The organism is Marinilabilia rubra (assembly GCF_003121985.1).
Taxonomy (GTDB): Bacteria; Bacteroidota; Bacteroidia; order Bacteroidales; family Marinilabiliaceae; genus Marinilabilia; species Marinilabilia rubra.
The window spans coordinates 101,918-121,478 of record NZ_QEWP01000007.1; the positions used below are offsets into that span (position 1 = coordinate 101,918).

Annotated in this window: 12 protein-coding genes; 2 read left to right on the top strand and 10 right to left on the bottom strand. The window is 38.8% G+C overall.

The window, feature by feature from the left end:
- Positions 1 to 33: 33 nt before the first annotated feature.
- Positions 34 to 3,090: a SusC/RagA family TonB-linked outer membrane protein gene (locus tag DDZ16_RS10290; protein ID WP_158275650.1), complete on the bottom strand. Its 3,057-nt coding sequence runs from the start codon at positions 3,088 to 3,090 to the stop codon at positions 34 to 36.
- Positions 3,091 to 3,573: 483 nt separating this feature from the next.
- Between DDZ16_RS10290 and DDZ16_RS10295 the strand changes: the two genes are divergently transcribed.
- Together DDZ16_RS10295 and DDZ16_RS10300 are read left to right on the top strand one after the other, a co-directional pair.
- On the top strand, positions 3,574 to 7,608 hold the full coding sequence (locus DDZ16_RS10295) for a hybrid sensor histidine kinase/response regulator transcription factor (RefSeq protein WP_109264378.1): 4,035 nt from the start codon (positions 3,574 to 3,576) through the stop codon (positions 7,606 to 7,608).
- A gap of 254 nt (positions 7,609 to 7,862) precedes the next feature.
- Positions 7,863 to 8,741: a helix-turn-helix domain-containing protein gene (locus DDZ16_RS10300; protein WP_109264379.1), complete on the top strand. Its 879-nt coding sequence runs from the start codon at positions 7,863 to 7,865 to the stop codon at positions 8,739 to 8,741.
- 333 nt (positions 8,742 to 9,074) lie between these two features.
- On the opposite strand, the gene DDZ16_RS10310 is transcribed toward DDZ16_RS10300, so the two are convergent.
- From DDZ16_RS10310 to DDZ16_RS10350, 9 genes are all read right to left on the bottom strand, one after another.
- A complete protein-coding gene (locus tag DDZ16_RS10310; RefSeq protein ID WP_109264381.1) occupies positions 9,075 to 9,509 on the bottom strand; it encodes a hypothetical protein in 435 nt (144 codons plus the stop codon).
- Between the two features lie 60 nt (positions 9,510 to 9,569).
- Positions 9,570 to 10,490, bottom strand: coding sequence for a hypothetical protein (locus tag DDZ16_RS10315; protein WP_109264382.1), 921 nt, complete (start codon positions 10,488 to 10,490; stop codon positions 9,570 to 9,572).
- A gap of 52 nt (positions 10,491 to 10,542) precedes the next feature.
- Entirely contained in the window at positions 10,543 to 13,617 is a 3,075-nt protein-coding gene (locus tag DDZ16_RS10320) for an ATP-binding cassette domain-containing protein (RefSeq protein WP_232526606.1), read from the bottom strand.
- Between the two features lie 41 nt (positions 13,618 to 13,658).
- Complete coding sequence (locus tag DDZ16_RS10325; protein WP_109264383.1) at positions 13,659 to 14,039, bottom strand: DUF1987 domain-containing protein; 381 nt, start codon at positions 14,037 to 14,039, stop codon at positions 13,659 to 13,661.
- 14 nt (positions 14,040 to 14,053) lie between these two features.
- Positions 14,054 to 14,623: a SiaB family protein kinase gene (locus tag DDZ16_RS10330; protein ID WP_109264384.1), complete on the bottom strand. Its 570-nt coding sequence runs from the start codon at positions 14,621 to 14,623 to the stop codon at positions 14,054 to 14,056.
- 32 nt (positions 14,624 to 14,655) lie between these two features.
- Positions 14,656 to 17,271, bottom strand: coding sequence for a PAS domain S-box protein (locus tag DDZ16_RS10335; RefSeq protein ID WP_109264385.1), 2,616 nt, complete (start codon positions 17,269 to 17,271; stop codon positions 14,656 to 14,658).
- A gap of 87 nt (positions 17,272 to 17,358) precedes the next feature.
- Positions 17,359 to 18,132 carry a GAF domain-containing protein gene (locus DDZ16_RS10340; RefSeq protein ID WP_109264386.1) on the bottom strand — a complete coding sequence of 258 codons (774 nt, stop codon included), beginning with the start codon at positions 18,130 to 18,132 and terminating at the stop codon, positions 17,359 to 17,361.
- Positions 18,133 to 18,151: 19 nt separating this feature from the next.
- Positions 18,152 to 18,733 carry a chemotaxis protein CheB gene (locus tag DDZ16_RS10345; protein WP_109264387.1) on the bottom strand — a complete coding sequence of 194 codons (582 nt, stop codon included), beginning with the start codon at positions 18,731 to 18,733 and terminating at the stop codon, positions 18,152 to 18,154.
- 1 nt (position 18,734) lies between these two features.
- On the bottom strand, positions 18,735 to 19,547 hold the full coding sequence (locus DDZ16_RS10350) for a CheR family methyltransferase (RefSeq protein WP_109264388.1): 813 nt from the start codon (positions 19,545 to 19,547) through the stop codon (positions 18,735 to 18,737).
- Positions 19,548 to 19,561: the final 14 nt, after the last annotated feature.

The window sequence follows — 19,561 nt, forward strand, 5'->3', positions numbered from 1 at the left end:
GACTTTACTTAAAATCATCCTTTTCAGGCAGAACTAGAATTTAATATTAACTCCACCGGTGAGCGTAACTCCCATAGGATAAGTAGCAAAGTCTACTCCGTTCGATAAATCTCCGCCTCCTGCAATTTCAGGGTTGTAACCACTGTAATCCGTAATAGTCATAAGGTTGTCGCCATTGAGGTAAAACCTGACACTTCCCAGACCAATGGACTCAACGAATCCCTCATCAAGGGTATAACCTATCTGCAAGTTTCTCAAACGGATATAGGAGTTATCTTCGACATGACGATCTGAAAACCGGCTATTCTGGTTGGGATCTGTTGAGATCACCCTTGGCTCGTTGGTATCCGGATTGTCGGGAGTCCACCGGTTCATTTTATCGGTATGATAGTTAGACTGAGAGAAGGAGCCATGTGTGTAATACTTCAGCACATTCACTGCTTCCGACCCGAAAACTCCATAAAAGAAGGCCTTAAAATCAAATCCTTTGTAAGCCATTTGAAGATTTAATCCAGCTGTAAAATCAGGTATGGCACTACCAAGTTTCACACGGTCATCTTCATTAATAACACCATCATTGTTCTGGTCAACAAATTTAAGATCTCCTAAACCAGCACTTGGTTGAATGGCCTTTGTCGATCCTGATTCCGGATCGGTCCAGGTATAATTATTGAGTTCTGACTCATTATTAAAGATGCCATCGGTTTCCAAACCGTAGAAATAAGCAATCTCATGCCCCTCTTCTGTGCGTGTCACCGAACCCATTTTCTGAGCATTTCCACCGCTAATAGGCTCGCCTCCGGCCAAACTGGTCACTTCATTTTTGATGGATGATGCATTCAAGCTAATGGAATACTGGAAATCTTCTTTGTTTTCGTTCCAGGTCAGTGAAGCTTCAATTCCCGTATTATTCATAGTACCGGCATTGCGCGCAGGACGACCGGAACCAACATAATAGGGTATAGGAGTGCGCAAGATCATATCTTTGGTGTCTCTGTCAAACCAATCGATACTGGCGCTTAACCGTTGATCAAGGAACATCATATCTACTCCGACATTGAGCTGCTCAGTGACCTCCCACTTCAAATCAGGATTACTCAAGGCTCCAGCTCTGGCTCCATCAACAGGTGAATTGCCAAAAACATAAGTATATCCTGTGTTCATTGTAGCCAAATAGCTGTTAGCCGCTACCGAAGCCTCGTTACCTACCTGTCCCCAGCCAGCTCTAAACTTCAGCTGGTCAAAGAAGTAAACATCTGACATAAAAGACTCCTCAGTAACATTCCACCCCATTGAGAAGGAAGGGAAATACCCCCATTGATTGTCTCCTACAAATTTGGAAGACCCATCAGCACGGTATGTTGCTGTTAACAAATAGCGGTTATCAAAGCTGTAATTGGCTCGGGCAAAATAAGACATAAGAGTTGTTTTTCCAGCTCCGCCATTCACTGTTTTTTGTTCAGGATCCTGAGCCTGGTCAAAATACATCAGGTCTTCATCGAATGGCACATCGAATGCAGTTGCATTGATCGCATTGTAATTAAAACTTTGAGTTTCTGCACCCAGAGTAGTATTGACAGAATGCGTCCCTAAATCTTTGTTGTATGAAAAGTATCCATTCCACACCCAGTCCATCTGCTCAAATCGTTGTTCATAAAGACTGCTTTTGTCTCTTTTCTGATCAGGAGCAATATAAAATTCAGGATAATAGGCTTTTGATTTTCCCAAATGAATATCGGCGGCATACATGGTTTTAAAAGCCAGCCCTTCAATGAAAACATCTTTGATGTTTAAATCAAAATTAGCAATCAGACGATGAGCCGATGAAGTATTATGTTCGGCCTCATCTACAATTCTTGCAGGATTTGCGATGGTAGTACCTCCGGTAATAAACCGCTTTCCGTAATTATTGGTGTAGTCGTCCCATGCAGCCGTTAATGGATCCATTTGCAAACCATCAGTCAGTGAGCCACCATATTGATTGTTATTATTGTTATTTTTTTCGTAGAAAGTATAACTCAAATTGGCTCCCAAAGACACTTTTTCTGAAAAATTGTATTGAGTATTGGAGTAAAGAAAGAGTTTGTCAATTCCACTATTGTCAATGGTTCCCTCCTGAGAATTATAGGTACCGCCAACATTGTAGTTCACACTTTCAGTACCACCCGAAACAGACAAAGAATAATTCTGAATAGGAGCCACATTAAACAACTCTTCCTGCCAATCCGTGCCTTCTAACTGATTATTAATAACGTAATCCAGCATTTCAACTTTCGGCACAGTCAATCCGGCATTTTCATAGGCTTCTTTTCTCAATTCAGCAAACTCATACCCATTTGCCATATCAATCCGCTCGTTAATAACCTGAACCCCGGCATAGCTGTTCACATCAAACCTGGCTTTTCCTTCTTTTCCGCTTTTGGTAGTAACAAGTACAACCCCGTTGGCTCCCCTTGATCCGTAAATTGCAGTAGCAGAAGCATCTTTTAAAACCTCCACACTTTCGATGTTTGAAGGATCAACATTACTCATATTATTCATTGGGAACCCATCCACAACGTAAAGCGGATCACTGTTGTTTATGGTTCCGATACCTCTTACCCGAATGCGCGTTCCACTTCCGGGCTCTCCTGAATTTGAAACCACATTAACACCTGCAAGCTTACCCTGTAAGTTCTGGACGGGATCAGCGGTAGCCATAGCATTCAACTCTTCGCCACCAACTTTTCCAACAGCTCCTGTGAGGTCACTTTTCTTTACCGTACCATAGCCAACAACCACCACTTCATCAATACCCAATACCGCTTCTTTCAGGGTAACATCCAAACTGGTTTGCCCTGAAACATCAATGGTTTGCGACTCAAAGCCAATGAAAGAAAAAACCAGACTATTTTCCCCTTCCTGAAGATCAATAGTGTAATTTCCATTTGCATCGGTAATGGTTCCTTTGGTCGTATTCTCTACAGCCACCGTAACCCCCGGCAAAGGCAAACCACTCTCATCTGTTACAGTCCCCGTTAAAGTTCTTTGTTGTCCAAAAGCATTAATATGTAAGGACACCAAAAACATTACGAGAAAAACTCTCATCATTTTTTTCATAAACAGTTTTGATTAATAGTTAAAAAATCGTTTTTTACTTTTTTACGTAAGTCAGGATTGAAGCTTTTTTCATTGTCTTCTTTCCAAAGACCACTCATAAGGAAACAACACCAATGCAAATTTATCATCATAAACCATAAATCATGGAAACATTTCTTTCATTTTAAGGGTGCATTTGTTTCATTATTTACACACAAAAACACCCAACTGCAGCCTTAACATCTCTTTTTCTGGTTCTTGACCCCATTTCAGCCAAAACAACTCAAACAATACAATGTGAATTTTTCAAAATTTTTGTTTTCCTAAAAAACCAACCATCCTATACTATTTTATCTTTTTATAGGATTATTATATCACAAAAAATAAAAAACAAATTTTGCATCTTATTTTCGCTGCATAGTTTTTAGGATTATTTTAAAAAGATCAAGCAATATTTGTGTATCTTAATACAATCAAAAAGAGATTACATTGGCCATGAAGTATATCTTAACCATTCTTCTCATCTTAATTACAGCCTATTCCGGAATGTCTGCCAAAAACCAGTCTCTCGATTTTAGTTTCCGACACATCAATACAAATAACGGGCTTAATCACAACAGCATTACAGACATCATTCAAGATCATCTTGGATTTATCTGGTTTGCAACCGAAAACGGCCTGCATCGCTACGACGGGGTAAATACAAGGATATTCCTGCATGATGCAGATAACACCACATCTATATCGGGAAATGTAATCTATGAGCTACTGGAGGATCAAAACAAGAATTTCTGGGTGGCAACCAACTACGGATTAAATCTTTACAATGAGCAAAAAGGAACTTTTAACAGAATACCTCTTTTAAACAGAGAAAACCAAAAGCAAGTTCAATACTATGTTCCGGCTATAGCCGAAGACAAGGGCGGCACCATTTATGTAAGCTGGGGCAATCATGGCATTTGCAGATACAATAAAGAAAAGCAACTGTTGCTCCCCCTGAACATTGACAGTAACAGTAACACCCAATTAGAACTGGGAAATATCACGGAATTATTCTTTGACAGCGACAATTTATTATGGATGGGCTCAAAATCGGAGGGTCTTTTTTGTTATAATCCGGAATCCGGAATAACGAAGAATTACAGGAAAGAAACTCCCGGTACTATAAGATCTAACTTTATCTATTCTATACATGAAGATAAATACAAAAGAATTTTCATCGGAAATGAAGGAGGTCTCGATATATACAATAAAAACACAGGTGAATTTTCCCGGTTTACTCCGAACCAGAACACGCCTGAGTCTTTTGAAGAGGAATGGATTTGGAACATCAACAGTGACAATAACGGCGACCTTTGGCTTTGCAGCAACCGGGCCGGACTGTACAAAGTAACCAACCATGCCCTGGATCTAAAAGTTGTTTACCCCGACGATAAAGATCCTTCCTCTTTAAATGATAACAATATCCAGTGTTTCTTTGAAGACCGCCAGGGAAATTTCTGGGTTGGCACACAAAGAGGCGGCATTAATTACGTGCTCAACAACAACAGCCAGGCATTTAAAACACTTACCAGGAATCCTCACAAAAAGAGCACCTTGACTCACAGCAATGTATCTGCCATTATAGAAAACAAGGACTCATTACTTATAATAGGAACCGATGGAGGAGGACTTAACATCTACGATTTAAAAAAGGGATCGTACATTCCCCCTCAAAAGAGTCGATATTCAATCCAGTTATCAGAAGATGCCATTTTAGCACTCCACATCGATTCTGAAGAAAATTTATGGACAGGCGGTTTTTTAACAGGTCTACGATTTTATAATTACGGAGGCGGAAAGCAAAGCTGGATCCATGATCCAAAAAACCCTTATTCAATAGGACACAATGATGTACGTGACATTTTTAAAGACTCACAAAATAATATCTGGGTTGCAACAAACGGAGGCGGACTCAATTTTTTCAACCCTGCACAGGAAAAATTTAAACAATTCAAATTCCATCCTCGAAAGAACTCCATTAGCAGTGATTTTACACTAACCATTACCGAAGACAAAAATGGCTTTTTATGGCTTGGAACCTATGAAGGTCTGGACCGGATTAACCCTGAAACCTTCACAATAAAAAAATACGACAACGAGCACAATTTATCCGGAGATTGGATCTACTCATTGCTGACAGACTCCAAAAACCAACTTTGGGTGGGAACCAACATGGCCATTCATCGATATGATAAAAACTCGGATACATTTTTTAATCTTACCGACAGCATAGACTTACCCAACGAAATTGTTTCAGGCATCCTAGAAGACAACAGCGGAAGGCTCTGGATAAGCACCTCCAATGGTCTTGCCTCTTTTGATCCACAAAACGGCGAAACGCATCATTACTTTCAGGAAGATGGCTTGCCAAGTAATTTTTTCAACCCTGGAGCAGCTTACAAAAACAATGAAGGAATTTTATTCTTTGGTACGGCTGAAGGATTGGTCTATTTCAATCCCGAAAACATAAAATCAAATTCCCTGATTCCTCCGGTTTATATCACAGACATATCCCATGCTCCAATTACAGAAAAAAAGAGACAAATATTTTCCAATGACACCCTAACCCTGAACTTTAAACAGTCGGCTTCAATAAACCTGTATTTTTCAGCATTAAATTATATTAATGCTCAAAAAAACCAATATGCAGTTATGCTGGAAGGCATTGATCAACAGTGGAAATACATTGGTCATCAAAAATTTACCACCTACACCAATTTATCACCAGGTGAGTATAAATTCAGAGTAAAAGCTTCCAATAACGATAATTACTGGAACCACGAGGGCGATTACATATATCTGGAAATAACACCCCCTTACTATAAAACAGACTTGGCTTACGGAATTTATATTTCTGCTTTTCTTCTTCTTTTATACTTTATATGGCGCTATTCGTTCATCAGGGCCAGGTACTCTGACAAATTGAAAATTCAACGCCTTAAGGCTGAGAAAGCAGAAGAACTCTCCAAACTAAAATCTGACTTTTTTATAAATATATCACACGAATTAAGCACTCCCCTAACCCTCATTCTTGCTCCGGTAGAAAAAATGCTGAAAACAAAAAATCAGGATCCACGCCTTTTGCAAATAATTTACCGCAACGCAAAAACACTTCTAAGACTTATTCACGAGTTATTAGAAACCCAAAAGATTGAAGAACACCAAAAGAAAACAGAATACAGCTACAGTGATGTTATCGCATTCATAAAAGATATAACGGGTGATTTTCAGGAGCTAGCCTCAAAAAAGAATATTCATATAAACTTCAGTTCAACCATAAACTCCTGTATATTTCCATTCTCCCCACAGGATTTGGAAACCATTATTCGCAATTTAATTTCCAACGCCATTAAATACAACAAAGAATCCGGAAGCGTCGAGATCAATATCTTCCCTGATAAATCCAACACTGACCTAAACAATCACGGCCTGGAAATTTTATTAAAAGACACCGGAAATGGAATTCCCAGGGAAAAAATTAACCAAATATTTGACAGATATTACCGTGTCAAAGAATCCTCCTCCAACCAAAGGGGGTATGGCATTGGCTTGCATCTAACCAAGCAACTGGTAGAACTTCACCATGGAACGATTTTCCTTGAGAGCACTCCCGGCGAAGGAACAACATTTCATATAAAACTCCCATTTATTGAAGTTTCGAGATCAGGACAACAGGAAGAGCTGCCCCCGACATTAAACGACGAGAAAGAACCTGTTAAAAAAGGAGGAAAGAAATTACCTGACATTTTGATTGCAGAGGACAACCCCGAGCTGGTAGAGTTGCTAAAAATATTATTGAATAAAGAATTCCGACTAACCTTTGCCCAAAATGGCTTCGTAGCAATGCAGCACATCCGGAAGCACACACCGGATTTGATTATCACAGACATAATGATGCCTGAAATGAGTGGAATTGAGCTCTGCAATAAAATTAAGACTGAATTTAACACCTCACATATACCAGTCATCATGCTTACTGCGCTCAATTCAAACGAGATGATGGTAAAAGGACTGGAGACCGGCGCAGATGATTACATCGCCAAGCCATTCAATCCTGATATTCTTTTAGTTCGAATAAAAAACCTTCTAAACTCCAGAGAAGAATTACAAAAAAAGTTTTTAACAGATATAAAAACCACACCAACGGATATTGCAATTTCTTCTGCCGATGAACAATTCCTTAACAAACTGCACCAAATCATTGAGAGCCATATTTCAGACTCTGAATATGACGTCTCAAATCTTGCTTCGGAAATGAATATGAGCTCTATTACCCTGTATCGAAAAATAAAAGGCTTAACCGGCCAGTCTGTAAACCCTTTTTTCAGGACAATCAGATTAAAAAGAGCCTATGAGCTGTTAAAGACTAAATCAATGCCCATACCTGAGGTTGCTCAAAATGTTGGATTTAACGATGTCAAATATTTTCGAAAGTGCTTTGTAAAGCAGTTCAGGAAAAATCCTTCAGAGGTTTGCAAAGAAATCTAACGGACAACCAACCAGCAATAAGACACCTTACAGCATCAGAAACCACATAAAATACAACCCCAACTAATGCAAAATATATCACTATTTTTTAAGATTCACTCCATCAAACCAAAAAAAGACTTCCAAAACACTATTTTTCTGACCATTGTGAATTTACAGTCCATATATTAATCCGTCATTACAATAGTATTTTATCATCAATTTAGTTTATATTTGTCATATAAATCCTGGTTAGTTATTAAATATAACATCCAATGAACAACAAGATTCACAGAGAAATAACCCCTCTTCAGGAAGATGATTGTTTTCTTGTTTTTGACAGAAAAAGAAGACTTTTTAATTTTCCGGTACATTTTCACCCGGAATATGAGTTAAACTTCATAGCAAATGCAAGCGGAGCGCGAAGAGTAGTTGGAGACCATATAGAAGAAATTGACGATCTGGAATTGGTAATGGTGGGTCCAAACCTCTACCATGGATGGGAAAATTACAAAAACAGCGGATCCGGTTTACTACATGAAATAACGCTCCAATTCCCGGGAGATCTGTTTCAGAACCAACTTCTGCACAAGAACATTTTAAAACCCATACGTGAACTTTTTCATAACTCTAACCGGGGAATCCTCTTCTCGAAAGAAACAACTTCAATGACCGCAGACAGGCTCATCCACATGAGTAAAAAAAGGAGTTTTGATTCGTATATAGAATTTCAATCCCTGCTTTACGACCTTGCCATTTCCAGAGACCAGAGATTACTGACCAATATCTCTTTTCAGAAAAACAACGATTTTTACAACAGCGACAAGATTGAAAAGATTTACAATTTTGTAAGAGATAATTATGTACAACGTATTAAGCTTGAGGATGCGGCCAAACTGTTGAATATGTCTATAGTCTCATTTAGCCGTTTAATTAAGCAAAGAACCGGAAAGTCATTTGTGGATTTTGTAAATGAAGTAAGATTGGGTTATGCCACCCGCATGTTGATTGAGACTACAAAAAGTGTTTCGGAAATATGCTATGAATGTGGATTTAATAACATCTCCAACTTTAACCGGATCTTTAAGAAAAAGCAAAACTGCACACCTTCTGAATTTAGAACCAATTTCAACGGGATAAGAAACGTCTTTTAATTAAAAAAGCAGCCTCATCAGGATTAGGGCTGCTTTAAAGTTCCGAATTAAAAAGTGTCCTAACAGACTTGTTAAAGGACTACCATTAATAAAACGGCACAAACTAACACAATTTGGGCGAGCAAAATGCGCTCGGGCAGGTTAATCGAAAGTTTCTTAAAACTCATGATACAAAGATTTTGAGATTAGAATTAAAAAATCGTCTTAAAATAGACGCAAAAAAACAAAAATGGTTGCTTATAAAAAACAGAAAATCTCAACATTCACTTAAATGCAGAGATTTTCTTTATTAATTACAGCTATTCTTTTATGAATGGATTCCCAATTCTTTTTTTAAAAGCTTTCACCTGCCGAATATTGTTTTTGAAGTGAAAGAATAGCCCGGGCGCATCCGCTGCCTTCGGGAAATGAGAAAACAAGACTATAAACTTTTGCAGATCTACAAATAAAGCCAAATGCAGGATAAACTTTCCCATCTACTTTGTTTGTAACGAGCAACTTGTCTCCGTCATATAGTTGCATTAGGATTTCTCCTGAATTCCCGCTTCCATTGACAACATTGAACTTATAAAGACTTCGACTATTAAGCATTACAGAGAATTTCTTTTCTCCACCTCCCTGGAGGTCTACAGCAAAGTCTTTTATATATTGTCCATCCCCCATCTGGGAAAGTGCTTGCTTCAATAGAGCATCCTGGTCACATTGTCCGTAAAGAGCACTTGACCCCAGGGCAAATATGAAAAGGAATGAAAATAATATTTTTCTCATGGTACAATAATTTAATCTTTCAATAAACAGGCAACAAAGTTAAATACAATTTCCTCAATATCAACTCACGATATCGGCTCGGATTTCTTTAATTTTGTCAATTATTGTGCCAAGGTCTTCAGGCAAAATATTCACATGACTTACTTCGTCCTGTACAATTATTAGCATTCCATCCTGTTCAATTCTTTTGGGTTCACCAACTTCCTTGGTGATTTTAACATTCTTATAGAGTTCTTTCAAATCGCCTACATGATCAATAAGAACTTTGAAATTGGGGTTTTGATCATAATTCTGAAGAATGATATAAAGAATATCCACAACTTCTTTTTGCTCCCCTAAACGCTTAATCAAATCTTCATTATTAGTTTCCTCTATTACATTAGAAGCGATATAAAGTCCTTCCAACCACGCGCCGGTAATTACAAGAGCACTAACATTACTACGATTCTGTTGACGCAGATAATTATCCATCTGATTAAAGCTGGAGACTGATATCTGCATGAGGGAATCCAGATTGCTTGAATTACTGGCCATTCTCTTCAAGGACTCAAAATCAAAAAATTGTCCGACACGGATTCCATCTGCCAAACTTTTAACCGCCAACAAATATGACACTACAATATTGCTCTTGTCATAAGTATTGATATAGCCAAGATCAGCACTATACACCCCAAGATTCAGAGCTCTTTTAAAACTGGTACTGTAATCAGAAATATTTTCAGGGCTGTTAAGCATTTGTTGTGAGAAATCAACCCCGGTAGATTTAATCAGGTTGGCCATTTCAACGGGTGAGGAGATATTCTGTATCACATCACCTATGATCTCCTCTGATAGTTTCAGCGGCGCATCGCCTGTCATAGAATCCGGTAAAGTTAGTTCATCTTTCTGGTCGGCTTTCTTTTTATCTGAACCGCCTGCACATGAAACAAACAAATTAGCAGAAGCTAGTATAAAAAGGGCAAACATTAGTTTCTTAACCATAGCTTATTGTTTTTGAATTCGTTCTTTATATACTTGTTTGATTAAAAAAAGGTTACTTCCTTTTTTTTCCAGTCAATTTAATATTCCCAGCAAAATTAAGACCTTTTTTAAGCAGATCAAAATAGAGAATCACATAGAGAAGGATGGTAAGAACCCAAACGACAGTGATATTGAACCATAAAGTTTCAAAATATTTGCCTGCAAAGTACTTGGATGGAGCAAAGAAATGAGTCCTGAAATCCAAAAAGTTAGAAGGCTCCGGCTTTTGGTAAATCGGATCCACCATCTGGATAAGATGATTTTCTTCTCTTAAAATTTTATTTTTATCAAACACCTTTCTGACAATATCTTCAATACTTTCGTTGAAATAATCGTCTTTTATGCGCTGAAACTTATCTTTGTTGCTGGTAATATTAGCTGTGAGAAATTTCTCCTTAATGGTATTGGCCTTATAAAATACATTTTGATAGTAAGCCAAAAGTTTATCGAGATAATCATTAATTTCGGCAGCAAGCTCCGGAGAAAAATCTTCAGGATTTATTCGTTCTGGCTCAGTAAAATCAATCGCAGGAACCCGATTCATCTCAAGATTGATTTCATTGTGGATCAATTCCACATTTTTTTCATATTGATCACGGGAAATATTATCCCCGTCATTAACGTATTCAACGGATTCAGAAATTATACTTCTCAGTTCAGGGATGTAATAAACCTGCTTAAAATCAGCAGCACTTTCCTTTCGTTCTACGTCAAAAATATTCTTTTTAAAGTTGTTCTGTTTGTACTGATGTACCATCAGTCCTTCATAGACCCATCTTGACGGCATAAACTCTGCAACAGCAGGAACAACATCCGGACTGGTAAAATCCTTGTTCAATTTATCAAAAGTAAACATTGCCCCACCCAATACCATTTGTGGAATCATCAGCAAAGGAATGAGAATGTAGATGGTTATAATAGAATTAAATGAAGCAGAAATGATTAACCCAAGAATATTGGCAAATGCTGATATCGAAAATAAAGCAATCCAAAATTCCAGATACATATCCTTAATACCCAAAACCGCATTGGCAACACCAACGAATAAAAGCATCTGAATGGCTGAGATGGTAAAAAGAATCAAAATTTTGGATAATAAATAACTTGATCTGCTAAGATTTAAGAAAGCTTCCCTTTTTAATATCTTGGCATCTTTAAATATTTCTTCGGCACTGATAATTAAACCAAAGAACAAGGCCACCACAATCCCCATAAAAATGTAGGGAGGGATATTTTCATTCTCACGGAAAATATAAACGTCGGAGGTTGGATCGGCAATGTACCGCACCAAATAGGCCAAAATAAAACCCAACAAAGGCGCTTCAAGCAAATTCAGGAGAATGTATTGCTTGTTACTAATTTTGGAGTAGAAATCACGTAAAGTGTAAATCTTAAACTGCTTAAACCACGATGGAATATTCAAACTTCTGGGTGGCTTGTCTTCTACAGTCTTAACCTCCGGAATATTTATTATCTCTTTATAATGGTCGTGCCACTCCTCAGGAGCGACCTTACGCTTATCAGTATAGTTTCCGTATTCATCAATGACATTAGAGTCAATGATGTTAAAAATTAATTCCGGGTTCAGGTTACCACAAGTGGGACATTCTCCAACATCACTGTTAATCTGGGCATCGAGACGTTTGAAATAAATCAATGACTCACTTGGGTTTCCATAGTAAACAGGATATCCACCGGTATCGAGAATAAACATCTTGTCAAACATCTTATAGATGTCAGACGATGGCTGGTGGATAACAACAAAAATGAGTTTCCCCTTAAGTGAAAGTTCCCGAAGCAGGTTCATCACGTTTTCCGAATCACGTGATGACAACCCGGAGGTAGGTTCATCCACAAAAAGAACTCCGGGCTCTCTTATCAGCTCAAGAGCGATGTTGAGCCTTTTTCTTTGCCCCCCGCTAATCATTTTGTTGAGAGGGGACCCAACCTTCAATTGCCGACGATCATACAATCCAAGGCTTTTAAGGGTTTCATTGACAAGTTGAGTTATTTCCTCCTCGCCCTTGTCTTTAAAACAAAGCTTGGCATTGTAATAAAGGTTTTCAAATACGGTAAGTTCTTCAATCAAAAGATCATCCTGAGGGATAACACCAATTACGCCCTCTACTTGTTCTTTCTCATGGTGAAGATCATATCCATTTATCAGAACCTGTCCTTTGGTTGGGGTTTCAATCCCTGAAAGCACATTAAGAAGAGTGGTTTTACCGGCACCACTAGCCCCCATTATTCCAATCAGCTTACCTTGTTCTTCCGCAATTTCAATATTACGAAGACCAATATCGCCGGTTTTAAACTGAAACCCCACATCTTTGACTTCATACGTGATACGGGAGGAGTCGGCATCGGTCATAAAATGCCCGACAACATCAGTAAAGTAGATCGGTTTTCCCTTTGGCACTTTTATAAAGCTGCCATTGGGAAAAAGATAAATGCGACGACTATTGATAACCAAGCCATTCAGGAATATTTCCTGATCGCCGGTATATCTCATAAAATAAAGATCGGCACTTTTGACGCGAAGAATAATTATTGCCCCATGCAATCCGGGGGCATGAATGAAACGCCCTTCTTTCAATCCGGGATCTTCATCTTTTGCCATCAAAAGCCCGGCAAAATCAAGCTTCTCAGGATCATTATGAATAATGAAACTCTCAATATTGCTGATTTCATTCCGCGGCAACTTAAACACATCGGCCACCGTATTAATGATAGCCATGCGTTGTTCGGTAAATTTATGATCGGCGTTTACAAGTTCGTATAATCGAACCAGAACCACCACTTTCTGCTCGCGGTTGAGCTGTTTGTTAATTTTTTTGCAAATCCCAAGAATACGTACCGAGTCTTTCATCGAGGTAAGGCGAACCTTTCCCTCTTCCCCCTCTTTGCTACCTTTTGAATCTTTGGAGTGCTTAAGAAACAGCTTAAAATACTCCTCAACAGCCTCAGAATTAAGTTGCTGCCTGAGAAATGTTCTTACATATTCGGTTTCATTAGATTCAACACCCCCATCCTGCTTGGCAATAAGGCCAAACAGCTGCATTAATGCTTTTAGAATTTCTTCACTCATCTATAAGAATAAAAGGTGGGTTGGTACTTAATCAAGGATAATTAATCGGTATAAAGCACGTAATCAAAAGGAATCTCTACAATATCGGCATACTCTTCACCTGCTTCCAGCATGTCTTCTTCATCTTCATGATAGTGCCATTTTATAACCACTTCTTTCCCATTCTCAACAATCTCTTCAAACTTGAGTAGAATATCCAATATCACTTTGGATGAAGCAGTATTGAAATATTCAAGTTTAAATGAGAATTCGGTGTGATCGTTTGCATCTTCTGAATACTGGTCTATCCAGTCTAGAATGGGTTCATAAAACATGTTTACGTCCTCGGGCAAGGATCGGCCTGAAATTTCAAATTGACCACTGGCTTTGTCCAGAATAACGTTCGGGGTATCGTCAGTTCCCTGTATGTTTATCACGTCCATATATCTAAAGTTTTTCAGTTTCTTTTAATAGTAGAAGTCAAAATAAAAAATGAAACATCATCATTCAGTTCTTTAAACTGATATGACAACTTACTGCCGGTTTTTTTGGCAATGTCAATAAGGCCCAGTCCGGCACCCCCCTTTTCTGAAATTTTACTTTCAACAATCTGCTGCTTGTAAAGGGATGAAAGCCCCTTTTTATCCAAACTATTGATATGCTCCAGACTCTCTTTCAGTCCGGGGATTTTGGCATTACGAATGACATTTCCGGTAATAATCTTATAGCTGTCTTCACCCCTGCTGACCATTACTATTCCACGGCGATCTTCTTCGTCCTCCGATAATGTATCGGCATGCTTACTGATATTCTGCAAGCATTCAACCATTACATTAAATACTTTTCTCTGCACCTGATTTGATTCCTCAGACTTAGCCATATTCCGCTCAGTAAGAGAAGTAAAGGTTTTGGTAATCTCCTGAGTTACCTCCCCTTCGTACACCAGGTTGATTTCATTCGTTTTCATCGTTTTATAGAGCTGATAAGCAAAATCTAAAAAACGATGACTTTCAATTTCTTTACTCATAGTGTATGAAGTCTTTAAAAATGTAAATATAATTACAATTCAATTCCTATCAATAAAACATCATCAACTTGTTTTTCATTCCCCATCCAATCATAGAAAGTTTTTGGGAAATACCTGGCAAAATGTGCCATCGTATAGTTGGGATCCATGGTCAGAGCCTCGCGCACCCTCCTTGGCTGTAACTTCTTACGTTCGGGTCCTCCCAACTGATCTGGTAAACCATCAGAAAAGATGAAAATTTTATCTCCTTCCTGGTAGTCGATGACATGGTTTTCAAACTCTTTCTCTTTCTTTCTTGGCAAGGGAGCCCCCCCAATGCCCTTTCGGGTGCCCTGATATTCAAGCAACTCACCTTCCCGGACAAGGAACAGGGGACGGTGTGCCCCACAATAATCAAGAATCTGATTTTCAGGATCAATTTTGCAGAAGGCAATGTCCATTCCGTCACGTCCACGGGAACCTTCCTGATCCTGCTTCAGGGCTTTACGTACTTCCTGATGTAATTGTTCCATTATTTCCGCAGCTGACAAATGTGGATCAGCACTTACGATATTATTTAGAAGGAAATATCCGATAAACGAAAGCAGGGCTCCGGGTACTCCGTGTCCCGTACAATCAACAGCGGCCACATAAAGAATGCCATCTTTCTTGAGAAACCACGGGAAGTCGCCACTAACCACATCCTTCGGTCTGTAAAATATAAACGATCTCGGGAAATAATTTTGAATATAGTTGGTATCCGGAAGTAAGGAACTCTGAATTCTCTGAGCATAATTAATACTATCGGAAATCTTCTTATTCTTATCCTTAATGTCGGCTTCAATTTTCTTGAAATCGGTCATATCATGTGCCACAAACAACACCGACTCCAACTCACCCTCATCATTCAGTTCCGGAATACTCTTTATTTCCATAATCCGTTCTCCTTCATCGGTAGATACTTTTACTTCGGAAATAATGGTATCCTGCTCGGTTTTAATATCATCAAGAGAGTTTTCCAAATATTCAACAAAACGCTCGTCAATCTCAAGGTCATGGATGCGTTTTTTGACAATTTCAGAAGAAGGTATGCCAACAAAATTAGCTACGGCTGGATTAATGTATACCAGTTTCCCCATCATATTTACACGCATAATCATATCGGGACTGTTTTCCGACAAACTTTGCATGCGGCTTTTCATTTGCTCCTCTTTCTCGGCACGCTTACGCTCCGTAATATCCTGAGTATTGAAGATTACGCCCCGGATAGCCGGATCGTGTAATAAATTTTTTCCTTTCGTTTCAAGAAATAACTTTTCCCCATTCTTCCGTAAATAGGTGTATTGAGCAGTTTGTTCTCCACCAGGAGTTTCGAGCAAGTATTGAAATAGATTATTAATAGTCCGATATCCACGGGGAGTCAGGAGATCGGGATCCATTCCGGTGATTTGGTCATCATCATCATACCCCAATATACGTTTCACTGAGGGACTCTCAAAGACAAGCTCCTGATTTTCATTATATATTGAAATAAACTCAGAGGCATTGGTCAGGAGGGCTTCAAGACGTTTTTGAGCATGTGCCACTTCTTGCACCTGGGCCTCCATCATTTGGTTTGACTTTTCAAGCTCTTCCTGGGTTTCAAGCATTTCCTGAGCATTTTCCTTAAGTTGCTGCTCATTTTGCTGAAGGGTTTTGGTAAGTTCCTGAGAGTCCTGCAATAACTTTTCGGTGCGTGCAGTTATCTTAAGATTATAGATGGTCTGCCCAATCGTTTCAGCCACTTCCCCGGCATAAGAAAGATGCTTATTCTCAAGACTCTCCTTAAGGAAGGCAACTTCTATTACTCCTTGCAATTCCTCTTCCTGAAGAAGCGGAATAATCAAAAGAGCTTTTGGCTTCTTTTCGCCAAGTAATCCTGATGTAACAGACCAGTATTCGGCGGGTATTTCAGTACGATAAATTATTTGCTTTTCGTAAGCCGCCGCACCTACAAGTCCTTTTCCGATTTTAAACTCGTCGTACTCAAATCTTCGGCGATTGTAAGCATACATAGAACTGCGCTTCAGGGTCCCATCTTCAACAAGATAAAAAGCCCCCTGAATACCTCCCAAATAGTCAATCAAAGCTTTCAAGACTTCCGGGGTCAGATCTGACAAAACCTGATGAACACGCAACAAGTCTGACATCTGTTCTTTACCCTTTGAAATGTAATTTTCCTCTTCCTCCCGTAAACGGGCTGTACGAATATTCTTCCCAAGATCGAGGAGCACTGAAGCCAGACGATCGTGGTCTGTAGAAGAATCAAAGACCTCTTTGTTATCCTTTAACCGGGAGGCGAGCTCAATATTGTGGTCAATCTTTTTCTTTAAATCATAAATTTGTGTTCTATACCCTGCAGTTTGCTGAATTATATAGTTCCGCACAAATATGATAGAAAAGGGAATTGCAATAATTAAAATATCAACTACCCAAACCAGCCACCAGGTGTGTAGGTCCATTATCCGGGAAAAGCCAAAATGGCTTTGTTGAATAGACAAAAAGCCTCCCCAGGTAAGAAGCAAAAACAGAAAAATAAACACAAGCAGGTAAAGGCGCTCTTTTACAGACAAGACACCTGTAAAAAACCACTTTCTGATTGCTTTTATTATTCTCCTATAGCTTTTCATGATCGAGTTAAAATTAGCAGATTTTGACCTTCTTCGTAAATCTCTTCCCGGCTTACCTTGGATTTTTAGCAGAAAAATCATGAAAATTTATAAAATTCCATGATCAACCAATTGTTCCATTATTCCCGGCCATAATCGTTGTACTTCTGTTTCTCTGAAAGTCATTATCTCTATTAGCGCATAACAATTGTTTTCTTTAATCACAGGGAGCATATAAAGGAAGTACTGTCCACTCTTACCCAGGCCACTGTTTACTTCCACATAATCTTCGGGAAGCTCCTCTATTTGTATGGCTTTTCCATCAACAACAGATTGCCCATGTAAACCTTCTCCGGCATGAAAAGGCACAGGTGAGTAATCCTCAGGTAAGCCATAAGACTCTTCTACGACAAACAGATCTTTAAGTTCTTCTTTTTTGTAAAGAACGGCTGCCATTCCATGAAACAATTCAGACAAAAGAAAAAGAAAGTGATGTTTGTCTCCTCTGACTTTTTTACTGTCCAACAGTTTCTTTACAATTTTATCCTGATATGATGCAAAACGGGTTGCTTCATTCTGTATAGCTTCATAGCGATCAACTGTCGACTTTAATTCATCAATTTTTTCTTTAAGTTGCAGGACTTCCCTCTCCTTTTGAAGATGCGTTTCATTTAGGCGTCCATGAAGCACCTGATGGTTTCGGTCGCTTAAATAAAAAGCCAACAGAAAGAAAACAAAGGAAAGCAACTCAAGCATATAAAAAAGAATACCCGGATGTTGTTCCAAAAAAAGATTTTTGAGCAATGATAAGCCAAAAGCACCTCCTGCAAAAAGGAACAACCACCTTTGAAAATGTTTATCGCTAAAAAAAGATTTGCTCATAATAGCATATTTTCGGGACTTACAATCCTGCAAGTCCATTCAAAACTTTTACAATATCCTCAGGAGCAAGCACCTGATCAGGTTCAAATAACTTTAAAGCAGATTGAGGCATTGCATCCACATCGCAGGTAGATGGTTTTTGTACAATGGTATACCCCTTTTTATCATGGATACTTTTCATTCCTTTTGCCCCATCTTTATTGGCCCCTGTTAAAATAATTCCCATGGTTTTTTCACGGAAAGAATAAGCTGCCGATGAAAAAGCATGATCAATTGAGGGCCTGCTGTGATTGTGTACCTCCTCAGTGGACAATGAAACACTGCTATCAAATTCCACAAAAAGATGATAATTCGATGGTGCCAGCATAGCCACTCCCGGTTTTAGTTTGTCTTTATCATAAGGCTCCACAACCGGAATTTTGGATTTCATATTTAGTCCTTCAACCAATCCCGATCTAACGTGCTTCAACCGATGAAGACACAGCACAAGAGGTAAAGGGAATTCCGGATCCAGTTGCGAAAGAATTTTGGAAACCACCAAAAAACTTCCGGCTGAACCACCAATAACGACCACTTTAAAATTCCTGTCTGGTACCTCCATTTTAACACAATTTCTTGTATATACTCTCTTTTTGGTCAACAGGTTTAAACTGACTCTCCAAAGAAGATGGGAGTGCTTCTTTTACACCCAGAGCCAAAAAACCTCCCGGATTCAAATGACTAACAATTTTCTCCAACATCTCTTCCCGGGACTGAGAGGTGTAATTTATGCATGTATTTCGAAAAACAATGAAATCAAAACTTTCATCAATTTCAGAATCAACCACTGACCTTGCAATGAAATTACAATTTACAAGCAAGTCTTTCTTAAAAGTCCAGCTCCCCGGTCCTTCAAGAAAGTACTCTTCAAATTTATCCGCCTCCTCAAGACGTTTGTAATTATTGTAATTCAGTTCAGCATTTTTATGGTCAATAAAACCATCGGCAATTTCCTTGCACTTTGTTTCAGATGCGTGCTGACTGAAGATTTTAACATTTTCCAGAAGCCCGTCTTCGGCCAACAAAATAATAAATGAATAAACCTCCTCCCCTGAGGGAGTATCCGGAAACCAAACTGACCATTGCTTTTCCTTCAATAGCGGGAACACAGTCTGTCGCAAAGATCGCCAAAACCCGGGATCCCGAAACATTTCGGTAACATTCACCGCCATATGATAACGTATCCCTTCGCGAAAGCTTTCTTCACTAAGTCGCTCAGAAAACTGGTTGAGCCTTTTAACCTTAAGCTGAAGAAAAACATGACTTAACCTTCGCTTGAGGAACGAAAAAGAATGACCGGCATAATCAAGATTCTTATACCTGGCCATATCATTTGTGACGCTCTTTATATCATTAATACTTAACGAAACTCCCATGCCAAAAACATGTT